At 35.0% G+C, this 23902-nt stretch carries 10 protein-coding genes; 1 reads left to right on the plus strand and 9 read right to left on the minus strand.

The features are described 5' to 3' along the window. The 9 genes from BUB89_RS17365 to BUB89_RS17405 form a co-directional block, all read right to left on the minus strand. Nucleotides 1-3344, minus strand: a 3344-nt coding sequence (locus tag BUB89_RS17365) for an immunoglobulin domain-containing protein (protein WP_200806846.1), incomplete at its 3' end; no start/stop codon positions are given. Nucleotides 3345-3899: 555 nt separating this feature from the next. Then, entirely contained in the window at nt 3900-5024 is a 1125-nt protein-coding gene (locus tag BUB89_RS17370) for a metallophosphoesterase (protein WP_073247446.1), read from the minus strand. A gap of 19 nt (nt 5025-5043) precedes the next feature. Then, entirely contained in the window at nt 5044-5928 is an 885-nt protein-coding gene (locus BUB89_RS17375; RefSeq protein WP_083552994.1) for an endonuclease/exonuclease/phosphatase family protein, read from the minus strand. Between the two features lie 95 nt (nt 5929-6023). Then, nucleotides 6024-7715, minus strand: a complete 1692-nt coding sequence (locus tag BUB89_RS17380; protein WP_073247448.1) for a RagB/SusD family nutrient uptake outer membrane protein — start codon at nt 7713-7715, stop codon at nt 6024-6026. A gap of 11 nt (nt 7716-7726) precedes the next feature. Next, the gene (locus tag BUB89_RS17385; RefSeq protein WP_073247450.1) at nt 7727-11137 is read right to left on the minus strand and encodes a SusC/RagA family TonB-linked outer membrane protein; all 3411 of its coding nucleotides are present in this window, start codon (nt 11135-11137) and stop codon (nt 7727-7729) included. Between the two features lie 172 nt (nt 11138-11309). Then, nucleotides 11310-12431 (minus strand): FecR family protein, encoded by a 1122-nt coding sequence (locus BUB89_RS17390; protein ID WP_073247453.1) that lies wholly within the window; start codon nt 12429-12431, stop codon nt 11310-11312. Nucleotides 12432-12541: 110 nt separating this feature from the next. Beyond that, nucleotides 12542-13123, minus strand: coding sequence for an RNA polymerase sigma factor (locus tag BUB89_RS17395; RefSeq protein ID WP_073247455.1), 582 nt, complete (start codon nt 13121-13123; stop codon nt 12542-12544). A 370-nt stretch (nt 13124-13493) separates the two neighbouring features. Further along, nucleotides 13494-15443, minus strand: a complete 1950-nt coding sequence (locus tag BUB89_RS17400) for a tetratricopeptide repeat protein (protein WP_073247457.1) — start codon at nt 15441-15443, stop codon at nt 13494-13496. 55 nt (nt 15444-15498) lie between these two features. Continuing rightward, nucleotides 15499-16218, minus strand: coding sequence for a glycosyltransferase family 2 protein (locus BUB89_RS17405; RefSeq protein ID WP_073247459.1), 720 nt, complete (start codon nt 16216-16218; stop codon nt 15499-15501). Nucleotides 16219-16492: 274 nt separating this feature from the next. Here BUB89_RS17405 and BUB89_RS18045 point away from each other — a divergent pair. Then, nucleotides 16493-23902: MBG domain-containing protein (locus BUB89_RS18045; protein ID WP_143161166.1), on the plus strand; the 7410-nt coding region annotated here is incomplete at its 3' end.

The raw sequence follows: 23902 nt of genomic DNA on the forward strand, positions 1-23902 counted from the left end.
TGATTGTTTGCATCTTTAATAACTACCGTTCCATTAGAAATAGCAGTAATTGTTCCGTCATTAGTACCATTACAAGTTACAGCAGTATGTGTCTCAGAAAGAGTAATGGCTGTTGGTTGCGTGATCGTAACAGTTATAGGTTCTGCATTACATACATCTCCTTCGTTACCACCCGCTTTAGAAGCTGTTACGGTATAAGTACCAGCAGCTAATCCCGTAGCACCTACAGTTTGATTGTTTGCATCTTTAATAACTACCGTTCCATTAGAAATAGTAGTAATTGTTCCGTCATTAGCACCATTACAAGTTACAGCAGTATGTGTCTCGGAAAGAGTAATGGCTGTTGGTTGCGTGATCGTTACAGTTATGGGTTCTGCATTACATACATCTCCTTCATTACCGCCCGCTTTAGAAGCTGTTACGGTATAAGTACCAGCAGCTAATCCCGTAGCACCTACAGTTTGATTGTTTGCATCTTTAATAACTACTGTTCCATTAGAAATAGCAGTAATTGTTCCGTCATTAGCACCATTACAAGTTACAGCAGTATGTGTCTCGGAAAGAGTAATGGCTGTTGGTTGCGTGATCGTTACAGTTATAGGTTCTGCATTACATACATCTTCTTCGTTACCACCCGCTTTAGAAGCTGTTACGGTATAAGTACCAGCAGCTAATCCCGTAGCACCTACAGTTTGATTGTTTGCATCTTTAATAACTACTGTTCCATTAGAAATAGCAGTAATTGTTCCGTCATTAGCACCATTACAAGTTACAGCAGTATGTGTCTCAGAAAGAGTAATGGCTGTTGGTTGCGTGATCGTAACAGTTATGGGTTCTGCATTACATACATCTCCTTCGTTACCACCCGCTTTAGAAGCTGTTACGGTATAAGTACCAGCAGCTAATCCCGTAGCACCTACAGTTTGATTGTTTGCATCTTTAATAACTACTGTTCCATTAGAAATAGCAGTAATTGTTCCGTCATTAGCACCATTACAAGTTACATTTGTTTTAGCAATAGTAACAGTTGGAACGGGATTTATAGTTAAAACAACCGCTGTTCGAGTTAAACTTGGACAGGTTTGATTAGGGTTAGAAGATTGGGCGTAGTATGTTTTATTCCCCACACCTATTTGATTTGGGGTAGTAACAATATTTCCTCCGGTTTCAGCATCATACCAAGTAACAGTTTGTCCCTGAGGAGCTGTTGCAGTAGCTGTTAAGGTATGATTTGCATTTCCATTCCAACAAACAGTTTGATTACCACCAGAAGTTGGAGCAGCAGGAGTAGGTGCAACAGTAGTAGTTAATGTACCAAAAATAAAACCATATTGATCATTACCTTTAGTTTCTAATTCAAAAGAAGAAATGTTTTCGGGTAAATAGAAAAAGGTATAACCATTAGGAGGTGCTACATTTGTAGCAGTTTTTGGATTAGATTGAAATACATATCCTGTCTCCCCCGCAACAGGTGGCGTTTTATCATTAAAATAAGAGTATTTACCATTTTTAAACGCATCAAAATTACCAATTACTTCTAATGGAACTGTGGAAGTTACTTTACCAGCAACATTAGGGTCTGATAAACCAGCAATACCAACAATATATCTATATTTATGAGTAGTAGTATTTAAACTATTTGCAGTAACCCCATAATCAAGTTTAACAGTTCTTTCTAAATTATTTTCGCTGGCATAAACTAAATCTAAGTATTTTGTTTTAAACTCAGTAGGTACACCTTTTATAACAATTGTCCCAGTAATTGCATTCGGTTGGTATAACCTCCATTGAGGAGAAGGATAAGTTAGTGTGCTTTTGAAACCTTTGATTACTTCAACATTAACTCCACCATTAGGTAGTGTTGCAGGACCAAATGGTTCAACAGGGAATAACCCTTTTCCATTTCTATTTAAATCACTTACTAATTTATCTGTAGGTTCTGCAAGAACAGTGGTATAAACATTACAGGTTTCATCAAATTCACATTGATCTAAAATACCATCACCATCAGTATCAGTACCACTTAGTTTGGTAATACTAATTAAGACATCACTCGAATTACAGCTGTTTTTGCTTGCTTTTAAAGTATAAGATTGTCCTATAGTCATTCCACTAATACCACCACCACTTACAACAGTTGGTCCACTTGGAGTAAAAGTATAGCTTACTGAAGAATCATAATTAGAAATAAGTAAACTACTTGGTTGAGTACAACTAGCTGCTGTCGTTGAAATGGTTGGGGTTGCTATATTGCAGGGTGTCGTTCCATCAGGTTCTCTACAAATAACTCCTGAATTAACCTGTGGTGCTGGGCAATTCGAACAATTATAAACAACTCCGTTCAGGAAGTCCATTTCATTATGACTATTAAACATTCCTGACTTACTAGAAGTGCCACTACTATTTATTAAATTTAAATTTGGACCTATTTTTCCACTATTCATAGCAGCTTTGCCTTTCCAGGTAATATAACCTAATTTACCTGACCCCACAGCAGGACCTTCTATGTTACCATCATTTTGAAAGTTACCAGAAACAACCGTTGTACCTTCATTATAGTAAACACAACCAGAACCTCCTAAATTCATTGATCCTCGAACATTAACTGAACCGTAATTTTCAAATCGAGCTGTTGAAGATCCAAAATCTATTCTGCTACTACTAACAGTAAACGTACCTGTATTAATAACTTTTCCTCCTCCAAGATTAAATCCCTCAGATGAAATCATCTCACCACAGTTTACAAAAACACTCTTATTATTGCAATTGTAACTATTTCCAATTAAAAGTTTTCCTTGGTTTCTGAAAAAACTTTTTCCATTAATATTAATATTTGAATGAATGTTGATAATCGCATCCGCAGAACTATCAAAAGTATATGTTCCTCTAGAATTTTGTAGTCCTAACACACCTACATTAAATTGGCCATCATTAATTACTGTATTTATACCACTACCATTTAATGTGAAATTTGTAGTACCAGTTTCACCAGCTTTCAAAACACCTTTTGTCCCAATATTCAAATTAACATTTGCATTAATAGTAACAGATTGGTTAAATTGTAGAATACCATCAATTTGCATAGCAATTGTTCCTGAAGAAGTAACGTTATTTTGTATAATAACAGTCACATTCGGAGCTATATAGATTTTGGATCCATTTTCAAAAGTAACATCCCCTAATGTAGCATTGTTATTAAAGCAAACTTTTTTATTGCTTTGAAAAGTATAGTTACCAGATGTTGGTCCAGTAATATCACATCCACTAGATTGTGCATTAATTTCAACACAACTAAAGATAAAGGTCAAAAACGTTAATAAAAAGAGGGTAGTTTTAGTTTTCATATATTCAATTTTATGATAAATCATGATTACTTCTATATATATAATAGAATTATTGTGAATTTTTATGCGAAACTAATTACATTATAATTATGTCGTGAATATTCTCTTCAAACAACCAAAATACTCGGTAAAAAGCTTTTTTTTATAAAAAGAAACTAAAAACAGTTAAAAAATGTAAGGACACCCCATCGTGCGCCTTAATAACAAACATCTTTACAAAATAATTACTCCCCCTATCTTTTTATACTTACAAACTTTTTAGAATAATGTCATTATAAACAGCATAAATCTCAATCACATCACTATCACACCAGCCTCAAAACCTCAACCAACAAAAATTATGTTGAACCGTTCAAAAATCCCACTCCTCTGGAGGGGTGACCAAAGAGCAGGGTGTTAATTATGCATCCCAAAGCTTGCGCTTTAACCTACAAAAAAACAAACACCACCCTCTCTGACTTAGTGGTAAAACATTTTAATTAAAAAAGGCTCCGATTATATCATCGAAGCCTAAACATTAAACTGATTCCTCTCCATTAATTAGTTTCCTGGTATTCAATTAAATAATGTTGTACTAAAAAAGCTGTCACCATCATTTTCTGATTCAATAAAAGTACTTCTGGGGGCAAACGTTTTTATAGTTATCGTATTTTTCGTAAGATTAAATTTCATGGTGCGCATTAATCCTCCTCCCCCATTTCTATTTCCTGCTTTATCTTCTCTAGACTGGTAATCGGAAAGAAAACTTTTTATAGAACGTCCATTGTAGGTATCAATACGAAAACCTTCTCCACTGCGATGTCCAGAAAGCATCATAAAAATAGTAGGACAGTCTTTAAATCCATTATAAATCTTTTCTCCTTGATTTGTAAATGTACTGGGCTGTAAATTGCTTCCTTCACCAGGTCTAGTGATACTAGTACTTCCTTCTGGTCTTGCCAAAATACTATGACTAACAATAATTGCTTTATGATCTGCATATTTATTTAATACTTTCTTACCCCATTCAAAAACGGCATTCTCTATTGGAGAATTATAATACTCCGTACCAAATTCATTGTATTCAATAAACAAGACTATAAATTTTTGACCATGTGCTTCAAATAATCCATAGTGATTGTCATTATTGTCTCCAAATGAACCACCATAATAGGTTTTACTCGAAAAATGATGTATTCCAAAATAATTATTGTATCCATCTACAGTGGAAACGCCGGAAGGCTCTCCATAGGGTTGCTGGTCATGATTTCCAACAGCGATTCCATATGGAATACCTTCAGGATAACCTGGAAAAGAATTTTCTAATTTATACATAATATCTCTTGCTGTCGTCCATTCTGTCATCTGTTCATGACCGTGATCTACTACATCTCCCAAATGAATAACATACTTAATATTTGAATCCACCGCATTTTTGATAATCCAATCTATTTGATTACTAAACATCGCTATGGTACCTCCATGCTTTTCCGCGGTGTAATATTGAGTATCCGGTAATACGGCAATTTCAAATGTTTTATCATCTTCATTCGATGGAGCTACTATATTTTCCTGATCATCTATTTGAGAATTAGAAGAGCAACTCATGATTAGTACAATAAATAAAGTTACACATCCATATAGTGTTTTAGCAAATGGATTTAAAAGCCTGCTTCCTGTGGCTTGGATACTATTTTTCATTTTTTATTATTTTATATATTTATTCTAAGTGCATTGTAGCTGTTATGAAATAATGATCACTGGGATAGCGTTCGTTAATACAATCTTTTATTATAGTAGCTTCTGTCGGAAAAACAGTTCCTCTGGTAAATATAAAATCGATTTTCCCCTTTTCACTTTTAGCATTTACTCCTTCAAAAGCATGATAGGTATGTTCCGGTTTAAAATTTGGATTCACAAAATGATAACTGTCTTTCCACTCCATTTTAATATTCTTGATAGTCTCATTTTTGGAATCTGCATTAAAATCTCCAGCCAAAATTTGAGGAAAATCTTCTTGATATTGTCTTGCTTCCTCCAGTATCATTTTGACTTGACTAAGCTGTGCTTCCTGTGAACGATGGTCTAAATGCGTGTTTAAAACTCTGAACTGTTTACCTGAACGTTTTTCTTTCAATCGAATCCAATTAACATTGCGTGCTCTAGAGGTTTGCCATGATTTACTGCCTCCCAAAAGTGGTTTGTCTGATAACCAGTACTGACCTGCCGCAATAAGTTCATACTTTTTCTTATTATACAAAATAGGATTTTTAGCGATTTGATGATAGTCTTGATCTCTATAAACATCCATTTCTGGACCTTCATAGCCTAAAATCTGAAAATTTTTAAAATACTTTTTGAAAGCTATATTTTGAACTTCAATTACTTCTTGAAGACAAATAATATCAGGATTTTGTCTCTTTATTACTTTCATAACGATGTCTTTGCGATCCTCCCATCCAACACCTTTGAGATCATCCTCATGCAATGCAACTCGCACATTTGCAGAAAGTACTCTTATCTCACCCTGACCATATCCATTGCTTATAAAAATTAACACCAATAAATAGCTTAAAAAAGCTTGTCTTTTTATGAGGGGCATCATATAAATTCTATTTTAGATTTTTATAAATTGTTAGTTTTTGTTTTAACACCATAGCTATACCTATTTGATTACAAAACAGGTACAGCTTACAGTAATTAATATCCAGGATTTTGCTTCAAATTTTTATTAATCAACACCTCTTTTGAAGGAATAGGAAACAAATATTGTCTACTGTCAAAATTTCTTTCAACAAGTAATTTTATGAGTCCATTTTTATGCATGGGCTCAAAATCAGGCAAACCATCACTATCTATTACAGGTACTTGAGGAAAAAACCACAATCCTTTATCAATAACTTTTGCTTTTAAATCTTTAACATCAAGAATACCATAAATTGGTTTTGTAAGTACCTTATCTGCTATCTTCCATCTAATGATATCATCAAACCTTCTATTTTCCCAAGCAAACTCTACCCTTCTTTCAGTTCTTAACTCCGTTCGCAATTCCTCTTGAATTTTAGTCTTAACTGAAGGATATTTTTCTATCTCAGCTAGCCCTACTCCATAAGCACGCGCTCTGACTTGATTAATTGCGCTTAAGGTACTATTATCTATTTCACCCAGTTCTATTTTTGCCTCCGCATACATTAACAAAACATCTGCATAACGCATGATGCGAATATCAAAATCTGTTTCATTATTATCTGTCCAGTCTGTATCAACTCCTTTTTTAAGTGTAAGTCCATTATAAGAAGCGTAAGTATCAACACTTCGGGTATCTTTATTTGCTGTCATTAAACCAGTTTTAACATTTAGCACTTTAGTACTGTATGGGTTTGGATCATATATAAAACCCAAATGTTCCTTACCGAATTCGGCGATGGTTGCATGCAATCGGGGGTCTCTATTTTTAAAAGGATTGCGAGGATCAAAAAGAGGGGATTCATCTATTGGTAAACCATCAGTACATAAGTAACTAGCAAATAGTTCCCATGAAGGCTGTGCCACAGCACTTCCACCAGCAGTTCTAGTATAAAAGTTTTTACTATTCCATGAAGAACCTAATTCAAAAGATCTAGGTAATGCAAAAATGGTTTCTTTTGACCTTCTAGTTTTAGATAAAAAGTAATCAGCATAACTAGGGTGCAATTCATATGCTTTTAAATCCATACACGCCTTTGAGGCATCTCGTGCTATCTCATAATCATGCATATATAGAGCTGCTCTAGCTTTAAATGCCATAGCACTACCTTTTGTAGCTCTCAATTGACTATTAGAAGCATAACTGACAGGTAGCTTTGATATAGCTAAATCAAAATCTTCATATACTTGTTTCATAACAATCTTTTTATCTGTTCTCGCTAAAGAAAAAGCTTCATTAATATCTAATGAGGTCGTGTAGAATGGAACATCTCCGTAATAAAAAACTAATCTGGAATAGTAAATAGCTCTAAAAAAATGTGCTTCCGCACTGAACTGTTCGATTTTTACATCAGAAATAGTTCCTTGTAATCTGTTTAAACTATTGATGATACTATTTGCTCTGGTAATTCCTTTATAGGTATTCAACCAAAGTTCTGAAGATGTATTCCACTCACTATTTATAGAACCAGCGGAAAATACGTGCACAGCTTGACGCTGAGACCAGTTATCCGTCATTCTTTCTGTCTCGTAATTTTCTTCTAAATTCCATAAATAAGTTCTATATAAATCATTTAAGGACATTTCAATTTCAGTTTCATCTGAATACCAATTTTCTGAAGAACCTTCTGACAAAGGATTTAAATCTAGATTTTCACAGCCAAATAGAACTGGAATTAGCAATAAAATAAGATATATTTTTTTCATTTTTCTATTTTTTAAAATTTAACTGAAGCACCAAGTAAGAGGCTCGATGATATATAACTGTTATCTGCTACTTCGGGATCCCAACCTTTAGGATAATTATTTATTGAAAAAAGATCGGTAGCTGTGGCAAAAACTCTAATACCACTGATACCTATTGCGTTACATGCTTTTTCAGGTAAATCATATCCTAAAACAATATTTTTAAGTCTAAAATAGCCTCCCTTGATTAACCAATAATCTGACATTTCATAATTATTATTTTCAGCACTTGCATAAGATAGTCGAGGAAATTTTGCATTTAGATTTTCCTCCGGACTGTTGTACACACTCCAGTATTCTCCATCAATAATAGCTGGAGGATTAGTCCATGCAGAGAAAAAGGGTTTCACCATTTGTGTGGTTAATCTACTGTTTTGTTTGCCTACCCCTTGAAAGCCAAGTGTGAGATCAAATCCTTTATATCCTGCTGTAATCTCACCGCCATATAATAATCTTGGTTGGGAGCCACCTAGGGGAACACGATCATAATCTGGGCTAATAATTCCATCTGGTACACCCTCTGGACCACTGATATCTTTATATTTTATATCACCTGGTTTTACTGTTTTATATAGTGTTGCTGCATTAGCTATTGTTTCTGAATTTTGAAAAAGTCCATCAGAAACGTACCCATACCACTCATTAAATTCGGTTCCTTCTCTAGTAATTTTTTCTCCACTAAAAACAATTCCACCCAAATTTCCCATTCTTGATTTAAAGTCAGACAAATTAGCACTAATTGAATAACTAAAATGACCTACTTTATCTCTCCAAGATAATTCAGCATCCCATCCGGTAGTATGCATTTTTCCTGTATTTTGATTAGGGTTTTCGTAACCTAAATAATCAGGTATTTCAAGTTCTAGCAACATATCTTTAGTTGTTTTTTTATAATAATCAAAATTGAACATCATTCGATTTTTAAAAAAATAAGATTCTAAACCAACGTTTATCGTTGATGTAGTTTCCCAGCTTATATCTCTAATAGCATAGGCGTATTGAGCAGCAGTAATGGCTGAGACAACTTTATCTCCTTGATACAAAAGTGTGTTTGAAAATCCTATGGAGGATTGATAAGGGTAGTTACCTATTCTTTCATTTCCAAGCTTACCAAAACTTGCTTTTAATTTTAAAAATGATAAAGCTGAATCTGTAGGCATGAACGCTTCTTTAGTTATAATCCAACCTACTGAGGCTGATGGAAAAGCTCCCCATCTGAAATCTGGATGAAAACGGGATGATCCATCATATCGAATGTTTGCCTGTACTAAATATTTCCCTTTGTAATCATATAACATTCTTCCAAAATAGGAGCGATAAGCAGTCTCAACAGCATTACCTGAATTGCTCATATAATCTAAGGGCGCTAAATCCAAATAAGGAAAATTAGATAGCGTATAATTTAATCCTTGCGCCATTAAGGACTCATAGAAAGTAGAATATCCCTCGTACCCTGCTAGTATATCGAAATTATGATTAGTGATTTTACCATTATAATTTACTAACAATTGATTGGTTAGCGTTCTACCATCATTCCTAGTCTCATATAAATTAGTAGCATCTGCTCCAGAGATTGTACCTGCAAAAACAGTAGGATCTTCAGCCGCATAATAATTGATTTTCTTTGTAAATGACTTACCTTTTGTATGATAAAAATAAGGTGCAAAAACTCCGGTTACTTTCAGATTTGTAAGTAAATTATAATCAAGAGATATACGTGCATTAATTTTTTGTCGCCATATGTTTTCTTTTCCTCCATAATGCAGTCTTGCATAAATATTATTTCCGTTTTGTCCTTCTGCTATTCGTCCATCAGACCACATAGCTGCAAATATAGATGGGTATCGTTGTAACGATTGTATAGGATTAACACTTGGAGAAGCTGTATTTTCATTGCTATATGAAAAATCTACTTGAGCATTAATTTTGTCACTAATAACAAAACTATTATTAACTCTTCCCATAAATCGTTTATAATTTTTATGATCATACAAAGCATCTACATTTTCATAATTAATTGATGCTCTTGATTTTAAATGATCTGACCCTGCACTAAACGATAGGTTGTGATTCGATTTAAAAGCATAATCATTAAGAATCAAATTCTTCCAGTCAGTAACGGGATAATTATTTGGATCTGTTGTACTATTGTTAATCCAATTTTCTACCTGATCCTTAGAATAAAGTGCATACTCTCCTCCAGCAGTGTTACCTGCATCATTCCAGGTAAATTCATTAATCATCTCCAAGTATCTTTGAGCCCCAACAGTTTTTGGAAATGCTGTTGGTACTTCTACACCAGAAGTCATTGAATAAACTAATGATTCCTTTTCTACACCAGCTCTTTTTGTAGTAATGAGTATGACACCTGCAGCAGCCCTAGCTCCGTATATTGATGCTGAGGCAGCATCTTTTAAAACTGATATATTCTTAACATCAGCAGCATTAACATCATCTATATTATTTACAGGAACACCATCTACAATGATTAAGGGATCACTTACTCCAATTGTAGTAATACCTCTTAATCGTATTGTCCCGCTTGCACCAGGCTCAGTATTTGTTCTGGTCACCATAACACCTGGCAGTGTGCCTTGCAAAGATTGTGATAACTGGGTGGTATTTCTTTTCACTAGAGTTTCTCCCTCAACTGTACTTATTGATCCAGTTATATCTTTCTTTTTCGCACGACCATAACCTATTGCAATCACTTCATCTAATGCCTGTAATTCTTCTTGTAAAATTATATTTAAGTCTAGATCCTGAGTCAATGTATATTCTTGATTCTTATAACCTAAATACGAAATAGAAAGTACAGCGTTTTTAGTCATCAATGTTAGTCTAAATTTACCATCCATATCAGTAGTAGTTCCATTAGTTGTCCCTTTTTCAACTATAGAAGCTCCTGGTAAAGGCATTCCCAAATGATCACGAACTGTTCCTCTTGCTATTAGATCTTGTACTACTGGATCTTTTGCTACTTCTTGTATGCTCTTATTATTTAACTTTATTCCTGTAGTTTTTCTTTTCAGCAAATAGATCAATTTGTTACTAAAATTAAAAGTAGTAGCCGAGTTCTTGAAAACAACTCCGAGAACATTAGAAATATTCTCCCCGTTTGCTTCTATAGTCACTAAACGTTCAAGATCCACATCACTAGTTTTATATACGAAACGATAATCGGTAGTTTCCTCTATACGGTTGATAAATTGTAAAATACTTACATTTTTTAGATGTAAAGTCACTTTTGTATTTTGTGCATAATTTTCTCTTGCTTGCATGGAGAAAAGTGCTGTAAATAGAAATAATAAATTCAACTTGTTCTGTAAATGAAAACTCAAAATTTTAAAGAGTTTTATTCTGCTATTAAAAAGTTTTTTCATACTTTTATACTGTTTTTCGTGGTTATTTTTTTTAATTTAATCACTAATCTTATAAATCGGAAAGTGCTCGCAACATTTTCCTTTTTTTTTTCTTATAAGCTATTTTTAAGCTTTTAGTGATAGTCTTTACTAGATTTCTTCTATTTTCACATTGTATTTTATATTTTATTCATTAATAAATAGTAATTGTTTTATTTTCTATTCTATAGTCAATGCCGTAGTTTTCTTTTAGACTTTTAAAAATTGCCTCTATGGACTCTTGTCCGAAACTGGCATTAAAGATGATTTGATTAGTTGCTGAATTTTTATTGATAATTGTGTAATTATAATGTCGTTCTAATTTTTTCAAAATAGTTTCAAACGGCATATTCTTGAACACTAGTTCTCCTTTTGTCCACTTTATATAATTTGCAGCATCAACCTCTCTTACCTCAATTGATGTATTCTTGTTAACAACAGCACCCAATTGACCTGGCTCTAAAACTGTAGTATTTTTATTTTTATCTAAATTATTTTGTAATGAAACAGATCCTTCTAGCAAAGTAATTTCAGAAATCAATTCATTATCATAGGCATTTACATTAAATTTAGTTCCCAGGACTTTGATATCCATGTCTTTAGTTTTTACAATAAAAGGGTGCTTTATATCTTTTGAAACATTTAAAAATACTTCACCATCAACATAGATAGTTCGATTATAATTTTCAAGAAATTGTATTGGATAACGAATAGATGTTCCAGCATTTAGGAAAGCAGTTGTACCATCAGAAAATTGAACCTCAAAACTTTTACCATAGGGTACATTTATAGTATTATATTTCAATTCGCCAGAGAATTTATTTGTATTATAAACAAGCTTACCCGAATTCTGTCTCCCTATAACAACACCTGTTTTATTAGTAAGAATGTGCATTCCTTTCTCTTCTAAAACTTGAATAGTTCCGTCTTCTAAAGTTATAGTAATGGCATTACTAGATATTAAATCCTGAGTAGAAGTGTCACTTTGATAATATATAAGTATACCCAAACCAATTGCAATTAAAATGGCTGCACTACTCTTTAAAAATCTGTAAAATAGAGTTTGATGATGCTTTCTATTATTACGTCGGGTTGAACGCAATATTTTATTCAATAATTTAGCTTGTGATTCTTCATCTTGAGAAACACCCCAAGTATCTGAGATATTTTTAAATTGTTTTCGTTCACAAAATCGAAAAAGTAAAACTTTTTCTTCTTCCGAAATGGTATTATTTTCGTAATTTTTGGCTAATATTAAAAATTCCTTTGTCGTCATAATATAAGTATATATAGGTATGACGAACAAATTCTAGTAAACTCACATCCAAAAAAAGCAGAATAAACATCCTTAACAGATACATAATATTCAGGACATGTATAATTAACTTAACCAATAAAATAAAATAATATAGAAGGAATGGTAGACCAAATCTTTTTTAAGTTGCCTCTAACATGCTTTAAAGCGAGAGATAGCTGGTTTTCTACGGTACGTTTGGTAATATTAAAATGTTCTGCAATTTCCTCATTAGTATAATTTTCATAACGACTCATATAAAAAATCTCTTTACAACGACTTGGAAGATCTTCTAACGCTATTTTAATCGAATGTTTTAAATCATTCATTTCTATAACATCCGAAGATTCTTCACTAAGATTTAGTCCATGAATAATTTCATTATCAACGGTAGTAAATTTCATTTTCCGAAACTGCGATATTGATTTATTTCTTACCGAAACAAAAAGATAGTTTTCGAGAGATGTTACATTAATTTCCTTTCTTTTGATCCAAATATTTGTAAACACGTCTTGAAGTACATCTTCTGCTAATCCTTTATCATTTAAGATATTATAGGTATATGCGATTAACCTCTTCCAATACCGATTATATATACACCTAAAAGCCAGATCATTACCATCCTTCATTAAATAAAAGAGTTGTAAATCATTGATGTTATCTAAATTCTCCAAAGTAACAGTTACATTTTTAAACGAATTTAAAAAAATGAAAATTTACTATTTTGATATAACTATTATGAAATCGTTATGATTGGTAATTACTGGAGTTACCTCCAAAAGTGCTACAAAAAGTTAAGGCGAATTCTGTTTAGACCAGCTTAAAAGTTGGAAAAATATGCATTATAATTCTTACTGAGCAGAATAACGCACCTAACTACTCAGTAGCATTATTAAAAGACCATCCGGTTGTTTTGTAGTTAAAAAACATTTAAGTCAGATTAAACATGATTATCGAAATGATACATTAGCTGTACAATATCACAAACCAACACACCACTTAACCATTAATAATCAATAACTTAAAAATAACCACATTCTTTTTTTACTTCTTAATAAACTCCGAATAATAATAATTAGCTTTTTCAATATCACCAAGTTGTTGGTACACCATTGTTAAAAATTTCAAAGCGTTCTTATCATTAGGATTCAACTCATAGACTTTTTCAAATGCTGTTATAGCTTCTCTAAGATTGCCCGAGGCAGCTAAGGCATTGCCATAATTCATCCACAATTCGGCTGAACTGGCATTTTGTTTGATTCCTTCTTTAAAAACAGCTATTGCCTCTATATACTTCTTTTTTCCAAACAAAGCTGCTCCATAATAAGAATAAGTGTTTTCCAGAATATAATTGTTCCGAACCAATTCTTTATAAATGGAAATTGCTTCATCCAAATTATTATTTCTAAAATAAGCATCAGCTAAATTAGATTGCAAAGAATAATCAGTTTCTACTAATGCTAAAGCACGTTTTGTATAATATATTGATGATTTATAATCTTTCATTCGATAATAACAAACCCCTAAATTAGTCAAAGATCCTTTATCATTAGGATCAATTGTTAGCGCTTTCTTGTAAGAATCAATTATAAAAGGTAATTGTTGTTTTTGAAGTTCAACATCTGATGATAATTGGTTAAAAAACACTGTTGCATAATTAAAGTTTACTCGGGCACTATTAGGAGAATTCAATAAATCTTCAGTAAATAATGTTGTATTTGATTTCCAAACTTTATTTCTATCAAATGTTTTAAATGAAAAAAATAAAACAATAAAAGATAAAAAATAGATTGATGGATGATAAAAAGTTTTTAATTCTGTCTTTTTCGAAAAATGAAATAGTAAGAAAACCAAAGTAATAATAATTCCTAAAACAGGAGTATATAATAACCGATCTCCCATTGTTGTTCCAATAAGAACAACAATATTAACAGCAAGAAAAATAGTGATTAAAAAAAACAGTACACCAAAACTGATGATGCTATTTTTATTTCTAAAAAAATAAACACCCCAGAAAAGTAATCCAACAAGCAACAAACTGATAATAAAAGAAAAAGAACTTAGCGTTACACAAGGAATTTGATTAAAGGAATAATCATAACTCATAGTATAAGGGTAAACAGCCTTAACAATATATCTGGCAAATATGGTAAATCCGGTTGCTATTTTAGAACTTACATCATCACAAGCAAATAAAGAATTGTCTAAATAACTATATTCAATTCTTTTAAAAGGTGAACTCAAAATAATATAACGATGCAAAGTAAGCCACAATACACTTATAGAAATTATTGGAATTGTTTTAGCAAAAAGAGTACTTCTTTCTTTGTTGAATTTTAACCAAACTAAAAATAAAAAGATAGGTAAAAATAAAACTCCCGCTTCTTTAGACAGCAAGCAAAAAAGAAAAAATAGTGCTCCAATAAATTGATGTATCTTTTTTTCTTTAATTAAAGTAAAATAAATACTTAGCATAAAGAACAGTAAACAAAAAATCTCATCTCTACTCTTGATATTTGCCACAACTTCTGTATGAATAGGATGAACGGCAAATAATAAAACAATAAAGAAAGTAATCCAAATGGAATAAGCTTTCAAGTAAAAATGCAGCACTTTAAATAATAAAACAATACTTAAACTATAATATAGAACATTAAAAAAATGATGGATAAAAGGATTATTTGGAGACAATTGCCATTCTATAGCAAAGAAAACTAACGACATAGGTCTATATAGTCCCGCATTAGAATCCCAATATCCTTGCCAGTAAAGAGTTGAAAACAGTTCTGGAATTCCGGCTAAACCTTTTTTAACAAAACTATTTTGTTCAATTACGGCGATGTCATCTAAAACAAATCCGTGTTTTAAAGTATTGGCGTATAGTAAAAATGAGACAATGGCTAAAAACCAAACCATTTTTTGCGTACTGTTTTTTTTATTTAGATCCTCTATTTTATTCGTATTTGAAACTGCAATCTTCTTCTTAGATTTCATAATTCTATAATCAATTTATCTTTCTTGGTTAAATATTCCACTAGAGTAACTAAAATTAATTTGCTCTAAAAAGTCCATATTTTATAATGCAATAAATAGCATAAAAACCGTCTTTCCATCCTATCTTTTTTCCATCAGCATAGGTTCTGCCATAGTAAGAAATCCCAACCTCATAAATTCTTATATTAGGAAACCGGACAATCTTTGCCGTAACTTCAGGTTCAAAACCAAATCTTTTTTCTTTCAAAGAGATATTTTTAATAATTGAAGAAGTAAACATTTTGTAACAGGTTTCCATATCAGTCAAATTCAGATTAGTCATCATATTAGACAAAAATGTTAAAAATTTATTTCCTATGGTGTGCCAGAAAAACAGAATTCGATGCGGTTTACTCCCCATAAACCGGGAACCATAAACAACATCGGCAAATCCATCCAATATAGGTTTTAATAACTCATTATACTCATTAGGATCATACTCTAAATCAGCATCCTGAATAATAATAAAATCTCCTGTTGCATTATTAATTCCTATATGAATAGAAGCTCCTTTCCCTTTATTAATATCACTTTTAAAATACTTTATAGAAAGTTCTGGATTTTCATCCATAAATTTTCTAATTAATTCTTCCGAATGATCTGTTGAACAATCATTAATGATTACAACTTCTTTAGCGGTACCATCCAGTAAATTGACATCATTAACCTTTGATAATATTTGAACTATTGTTTTTTCCTCATTGTAGCAAGGGATTACAATTGAAAGTTTTTTCATGGGAATTTGGTTAAATATGCGATATTAATGTACAAATTAACACAAAAATCAATGAGTTTAACAACTTTAAGCAAACAATTCTAAATTCTTTTTCTGTTTTAGCAATCACTCTATTTAGTAGTAACTATTAATTAATATTTTAAAAAAACCCTTAAAAAACCCTTAAAAAAACCCTTAAAAAAAATAAAAAAATAACCAAAATTTAACATAATCTATTTTTTTTACAATATATTTGGCTACAAAACTTATTACAAATAAAAACCCCCATTTGCTTATGAAAAACAACTTTACTTTTTTAAAAATCTGTTTGCTTTTTCTATTTTGTTTCCTTAGTGGCGCAAATATAGAAGCGCAAACCATGGCTGCAGGTGATATAGCCTTTATTGGTTATAATACCAGTTCTCCAGAGGGGTTTACATTTATAGCATTAAATGACCTCCCTGCTGGGCAAACTTTATATTTCACAGAACAAGGATGGGATGGAAGCGGGTGGATGAGCACTCTAAACGAACCGCATCTTTCCTATGTAATTCCATCAGGGATAACTTGCGGAACAGTTATTACTGTTGTAGAAACAGCGCCAGATGTACTAACTGTAACTGGAGGAGGAAGCGTGACTTTTGCTCAAGGAAACAGTTTTAACCTCTCAGGCGGAGACCAAATTCTTGCCTATCAGTCAGCAACTACCGTTGCTCCGGCAAGTCCAATCTTTATTTCTGGAATCCATGGCGATTACAATTCAGGAAAGTATGATGCTACTACAACATGGAATCCTCCATCCAATAGTACTGGTTGGGTGACTTCAGACTCTGCCTTGCCAACTGGACTAACAAACGGAACAAACTGTATTTCATTATTTCCAGCACCAGGTCCTGAATATGCAAATGCAAAGTACAATGGTACCTTAACAGGAACTTCTATTTCGCTTCGGGCTGCAATCAACAATCCAGCAAATTGGATTTTTGACACAACCAATACTACAAGCTACGCAATACAGCCTGGGAATTATCCAGCAACATCAGTAACTTGTGTTAACTGTACGAACCCTACAGTACCAACATTAGCAGTAGTTTCAGGAACAAACACGATTTGTAATGGAGATAGCAAAGCCATCAACATTACGGGAACACTAAATAGCGCTACTACTTGGCGTATCTATTCTGGATCATGTGGCGAAACACTGGTTACCAGCACAGCAACAGGATCTTTCACAGTAACTCCATCTGCTACGACAACTTATTATGTCCGTGGAGAAGGCGGTTGCGTAACTCCAGGATCTTGCGCTACAATTACAATAACAGTAAATGCGGCAATTTCATTAACCGCAGCATCTCAAACTAACATTGCTTGTTTTGGAGGAGCAACTGGTGCTGCCAGTGTAAGCCCTACAGGTGGAATCGCTCCTTATACCTATTCCTGGTCACCTTCCGGAGGAACTAGCTCTATAGCTACAGGGCTTTCTGCTGGTAGTTACACAGTCACTGTTACCGATAATATCGGTTGTACAGCAACACGTAATTATACAATTACTCAACCAACTACTCTTTCGATAACACCTGCTTCTCAAACCAATGTATCTTGTTTTGGAGGATCAAATGGTGCTGCGGCAATCAATACACCAACAGGTGGTGCTGGAGGCTATACCTATAACTGGACTCCTGGTAACCCAACGGGAGATGGAACAACTTCGGTGACAGGATTAACCGCTCAAACTTATACGTGTACCGTTACGGATGCTAACGGATGCACACGTACACAAAATTTTACTGTGACTCAACCACCTGCTATTTCGATAACACCTGCTTCTCAAACCAATGTATCTTGTTTTGGAGGTTCAAATGGTGCTGCGGCAATCAATACACCAACAGGTGGTGCTGGAGGCTATACCTATAACTGGACTCCTGGTAACCCAACCGGTGATGGAACAACTTCTGTGACTGGGCTTGCTGCCACAACTTATACGTGTACCGTTACAGATGCAAATGGTTGCACAAGTACACAAAATTTTACTGTGACTCAACTACCTGCTATTTCGATAACACCTGCTTCTCAAACCAATGTATCTTGCTTTGGAGGTTCAAATGGTGCTGCAGCAATCAATACACCAACAGGTGGTGCTGGAGGCTATACCTATAACTGGACACCAGGGACCCCAACGGGTGACGGAACAACTTCTGTTACTGGACTATCAGTTGGAACTTGGACTTGTACTGTTACTGATGCTAACGGATGTGTAGCAACTCAAAACTTTACTGTAACACAACCAACTGCTTTAGCAGTAACACCTGCCTCTCAAACTAATATTTCTTGTAATGGCGGTTCTAATGGTGCAGCAGCAATTAACACGCCGACAGGTGGTGCTGGAGGCTATACCTATAACTGGACTCCTGGTAACCCAACCGGTGATGGAACAACTTCTGTGACTGGGCTTGCTGCCACAACTTATACGTGTACCGTTACAGATGCAAATGGTTGCACAAGTACACAAAATTTTACTGTGACTCAACCACCTGCTATTTCGATAACACCTGCTTCTCAAACCAATGTATCTTGCTTTGGAGGTTCAAATGGTGCTGCGGCAATCAATACTCCAACAGGCGGTGCTGGAGGCTATACCTATAACTGGACACCTGGGAATCCTCCAGGTGACGGAACAACTTCTGTGACTGGGCTTACTGCAACAACTTATACATGTACCGTTACGGATGCTAACGGATGTGTAGCAACTCAAAACTTTACTGTAACACAACCAACTGCAATTTCATTAACCGCAGCATCTCAAACTAACGTTGCTTGTAATGGAGGAGCGACTGGAGCTGCTTCGGTAAATGGAGCAACAGGTGGAGCTGGTGGATATACCTATGACTGGTCTCCAGGAACTCCAACCGGTGATGGAACTACATCTGTAACTGGATTGACAATCGGAACTTGGACTTGTACTGTAATGGATGCTAACTCTTGTATAGCTTCTGTTAACTTTATTGTTACGCAACCAACGGCAATAAGTACTGCAACTGGTTCTCAAACAAATGTATCTTGTAATGGTGGTTCTAATGGAACCGCTTCAATTACTCCTTCAGGAGGAACTCCAGGTTACACTTATTTATGGTCTAATGGAGCTATAACACCTACAGTAACAGGACTTGCTGCTGGAACATACTCAGTAACAGTGACCGATGCTAATGGATGTGTAGCAACTCGTAATTATACCATTACTCAACCAACCGCTTTAGTCGCTTCGGCAGCTGCACAAACTAATGTATCTTGTAATTCAGGATCAAACGGTTCTGCAACTGTAAGCGTAACGGGGGGAACTGGTGCATATACTTACGCTTGGTCACCATCTGGAGGAACGGCTGCTACCGCAAGTGGTCTTTTGGCTGGAACTTACACAGTAACAGTAACAGATGATAATTATTGTACAACAACACAAAGTTTTACTATCACAGAACCAACAGCACTTGTTGCTTCGGCAGCTGCACAAACTAATGTGTCTTGCAATGCAGGATCAAACGGTTCTGCAACTGTAAATGCAACTGGAGGAACTGGCGCTTATACTTATTTATGGACACCAACGGGAGGAACAGCTGCGACGGCAACTGGACTTACGGCTGGAACGTATATCGTATACATTACAGATACAAACGGATGTGAAACTTCAGAAACTTTTACTATCACTGAACCAGCAGTACTTATTGCTTCGGCAGCTGCACAAACTAATGTGTCTTGCAATTCAGGATCAAACGGTTCTGCAACTGTAAGTGCAACAGGTGGAGCTGGTGCATATACCTATTCATGGTCGCCATCCGGAGGAACTGCTGCAACAGCAACAGGACTTACGGCAGGAACTTATACAGTAACGGTAACCGATGCTAATTCTTGTCAGACTACAAGAACATTTACAATTACCCAACCAACAGCACTTGTTGCTTCGGCAGCTGCACAAACTAATGTATCTTGTAATTCAGAATCAAACGGTTCTGCAACTGTAAGCGTAACGGGGGGAACTGGTACATATACTTACGCTTGGTCACCATCTGGAGGAACGGCTGCTACTGCAAGTGGTCTTACAGCTGGAACTTACACAGTAACAGTAACTGATGCTAATGCTTGTACAACAACACAAAGTTTTACAATCACAGAGCCAACAGCACTTATTGCTAGTGCGGCTGCACAAACCAATGTATCTTGCAATCCAGGATCAAACGGTTCTGCAACTGTAAATGCAACTGGAGGAACTGCTCCTTATACTTATTCTTGGTCTCCATCAGGAGGAACAGCTGCTACAGCTAATGGTTTGACTGCTGGAACTTACACAGTAACGATAACAGATGCGAATGCTTGTACAACAACACAAAGTTTTACAATCACAGAACCAACAGTACTTGTTGCTTCGGCAGCTACACAAACCAATGTGTCTTGTAATTCAGGATCAAACGGTTCTGCAACTGTAAACGTAACGGGGGGGACAGGTACATATACCTATTCATGGTCACCATCAGGAGGAACAGCTGCTACTGCAAATGGTCTTATGGCTGGAACTTACACAGTAACGGTAACTGATGCGAATGCTTGTACGACAACACAAAGTTTTACAATCACAGAACCAACAGTACTTGTTGCTTCGGCAGCTGCACAAACCAATGTATCTTGTAATTCAGGATCAAACGGTTCTGCAACTGTAAGTGCAACAGGTGGAACTGCTCCTTATACCTATTCATGGTCACCATCTGGTGGAACTGCTGCTACAGCTACTGGTTTGACTGCCGGAACTTACACAGTAACGATAACAGATGCGAATGCTTGTACAACAACACAAAGTTTTACAATCACAGAACCAACAGTACTTGTTGCTTCGGCAGCTGCACAAACTAATGTATCTTGCTATTTAGGATCAAACGGTTCTGCGACTGTAAATGCAACTGGAGGAACTGCTCCTTATACCTATTCATGGTCACCATCTGGTGGAACAGCTGCTACAGCTACTGGTTTGACTGCCGGAACTTACACAGTAACGATAACAGATGCTAATGCTTGTACAACAACACAAAGTTTTACAATCACAGAACCAACAGCACTTATTGCTAGTGCAGCTGCACAAACTAATGTATCTTGTAATTCAGGATCAAACGGTTCTGCCACTGTAAATGCAACTGGAGGAACTGGTGCATATACCTATTCTTGGTCTCCATCTGGTGGAACTGCTGCTACAGCTACTGGTCTTACAGCCGGAATTTACACAGTAACAGTAACAGATGCGAATGCTTGTACGACAACACAAAGTTTTACAATCACAGAACCAACAGCACTTGTTGCTTCGGCAGCTGCACAAACTAATGTATCTTGTAATTCAGGATCAAACGGTTCTGCAACTGTAAATGCAACTGGAGGAACTGGTGCATATACCTATTCTTGGTCTCCATCTGGAGGAACAGCTGCTACTGCTACTGGTTTGACTGCTGGAACTTACACAGTAACGGTAACTGATGCAAATGCTTGTACAACAACACAAAGTTTTACAATCACAGAACCAACAGCACTTATTGCTAGTGCGGCTGCACAAACCAATGTATCTTGCAATTCAGGATCAAACGGTTCTGCAACTGTAAATGCAACTGGAGGAACTGGTGCATATACCTATTCATGGTCTCCATCAGGAGGAACTGCTGCTACAGCTACTGGTTTGACTGCCGGAACTTACACAGTAACAGTAACTGATGCGAATGCTTGTACAGCAATACAAAGTTTTACTATTACCGAACCAACGGCTATCAGTTTTACCACTACTTCATTAGCTGGTTATGATTATAATTCAACTTACAATCAAAGCGTTGTAGTAACAGGAGGAACTGCACCAATAACTTTCGATGTTTTTTCAGGAAATCTCCCAAGCGGATTAAATTTATCTTCTACTGGAGATATTTCTGGGGCTTCAACTAAAGTTGACGATAGTAATTTTACCATCAGAGCAACTGACGCAAATGGTTGTACTGCTACATACAATTATACACTAGAGCTAAATCAAATTCCAATTACGGTAACTGCTAATGCTGCTCAATCCAAAGTATACGGAGAAAACGATCCTGTTTTAACCTACACAGTAACTCCTGAATTATTGTCTGGAGATACTTTTACAGGAACATTAACAAGAGCTATAGGAGAAAACATTGGAACTTATACAATAAACCAAGGAACTCTTTCTGCAGGGGATAAATATTTGATTACTTATGTTTCGGATGATTTTAGCATCACAGCTAAACCAATTACGGTAACTGCTGATGCTTCTCAAACAAAAGTATATGGAACTGCTAATCCGGTTTATACTTATTCTGTTTCTCCTGCTTTAATTAGCGGAGATACTTTTACAGGAGCTTTGACAAGAGATGCTGGAGAGAATATTGGAAATTATGCTATCACACAAGGTACTTTGAGTGCAGGTTCTAACTATACTATTAGTTATGTAAGTAAAGATTTTGCTATTACAGCTAAACCAATTACAGTAACTGCTGATGCTTCTCAAACAAAAGTATATGGAACTGTTGACCCAACTTTTACTTATACAGTTTCTCCTAATTTAGTTAGTGGAGATACTTTCACAGGAGCATTGACAAGAACTGCTGGAGAAAACATTGGGAATTATGCCATCACACAAGGTACTTTAAGTGCAGGTCCTAACTATACCATCAGTTATGTAAGTAAAGATTTTACTATCTCAGCTAAACCTATTACAGTAACTGCTGATGCTTCTCAAACAAAAGTATATGGAACTACAAATCCGGTTTATACTTATTCTGTTTCTCCTGTTTTAGTTAGTGGAGATACTTTCACAGGAGCATTGACAAGAGATGCTGGAGAGAATATTGGGAATTATGCCATCACACAAGGTACTTTAAGTGCAGGTTCTAACTATACTATTAGTTATGTAAGTAAAGATTTTACTATCTCAGCCAAACCAATTACAGTAACTGCAGACGCTTCTCAAACCAAAGTATATGGAACTGCTAATCCGGTTTATACTTATTCTGTTTCTCCTGCTTTAGTTAGTGGAGATACTTTCACAGGAGCTTTGACAAGAGATGCTGGTGAAAATGTGGGATCTTATGCCATCACACAAGGTACTTTGAGTGCAGGTATAAATTATATTATAACTTATACTGGGGCTAATTTTAGTATTACTAAAGCAGATCAAATAATTACCTGGAATCAAAGTTTGGGATTAGGTTGTGATGGAGAAACCAGTCTGGTTTTGACAGCGGTTTCTAATAGTGGATTAGCTGTAAATTACACCTCTTCAAACACTAATGTTGCAACTATTTCAAATGGAGTGGTAAACTTCCAAAATTATGGTTCTGCAACAATAACAGCTTCACAAGAAGGTACTCTTAATTATAATGCAGCTCCGGAGGTAGTTTTACCAGTAGTAAATAGCCAGCCAAACTTGATTAGAAAACAATTTGAAGATATTATTTTCTTTGATAATAGTTCTAAGAATTTTATGTCTTACAGCTGGTACAAGAATGGTGTTTTAGTTGCTGGACAAACTTCTCAATTTTTTAAAGAAAATGGTGCTTTGAACGGAACCTATTATGCAATAGCAACAAAATTAGACGGAACATTGATTACAACTTGTCCGCTAACTTTGTCTCCAACAGTTGAAGAAGAGTATATAAAAATTGCTCCAAAC

The organism is Flavobacterium flevense, assembly GCF_900142775.1.
GTDB classification, from domain to species: domain Bacteria; phylum Bacteroidota; class Bacteroidia; order Flavobacteriales; family Flavobacteriaceae; genus Flavobacterium; species Flavobacterium flevense.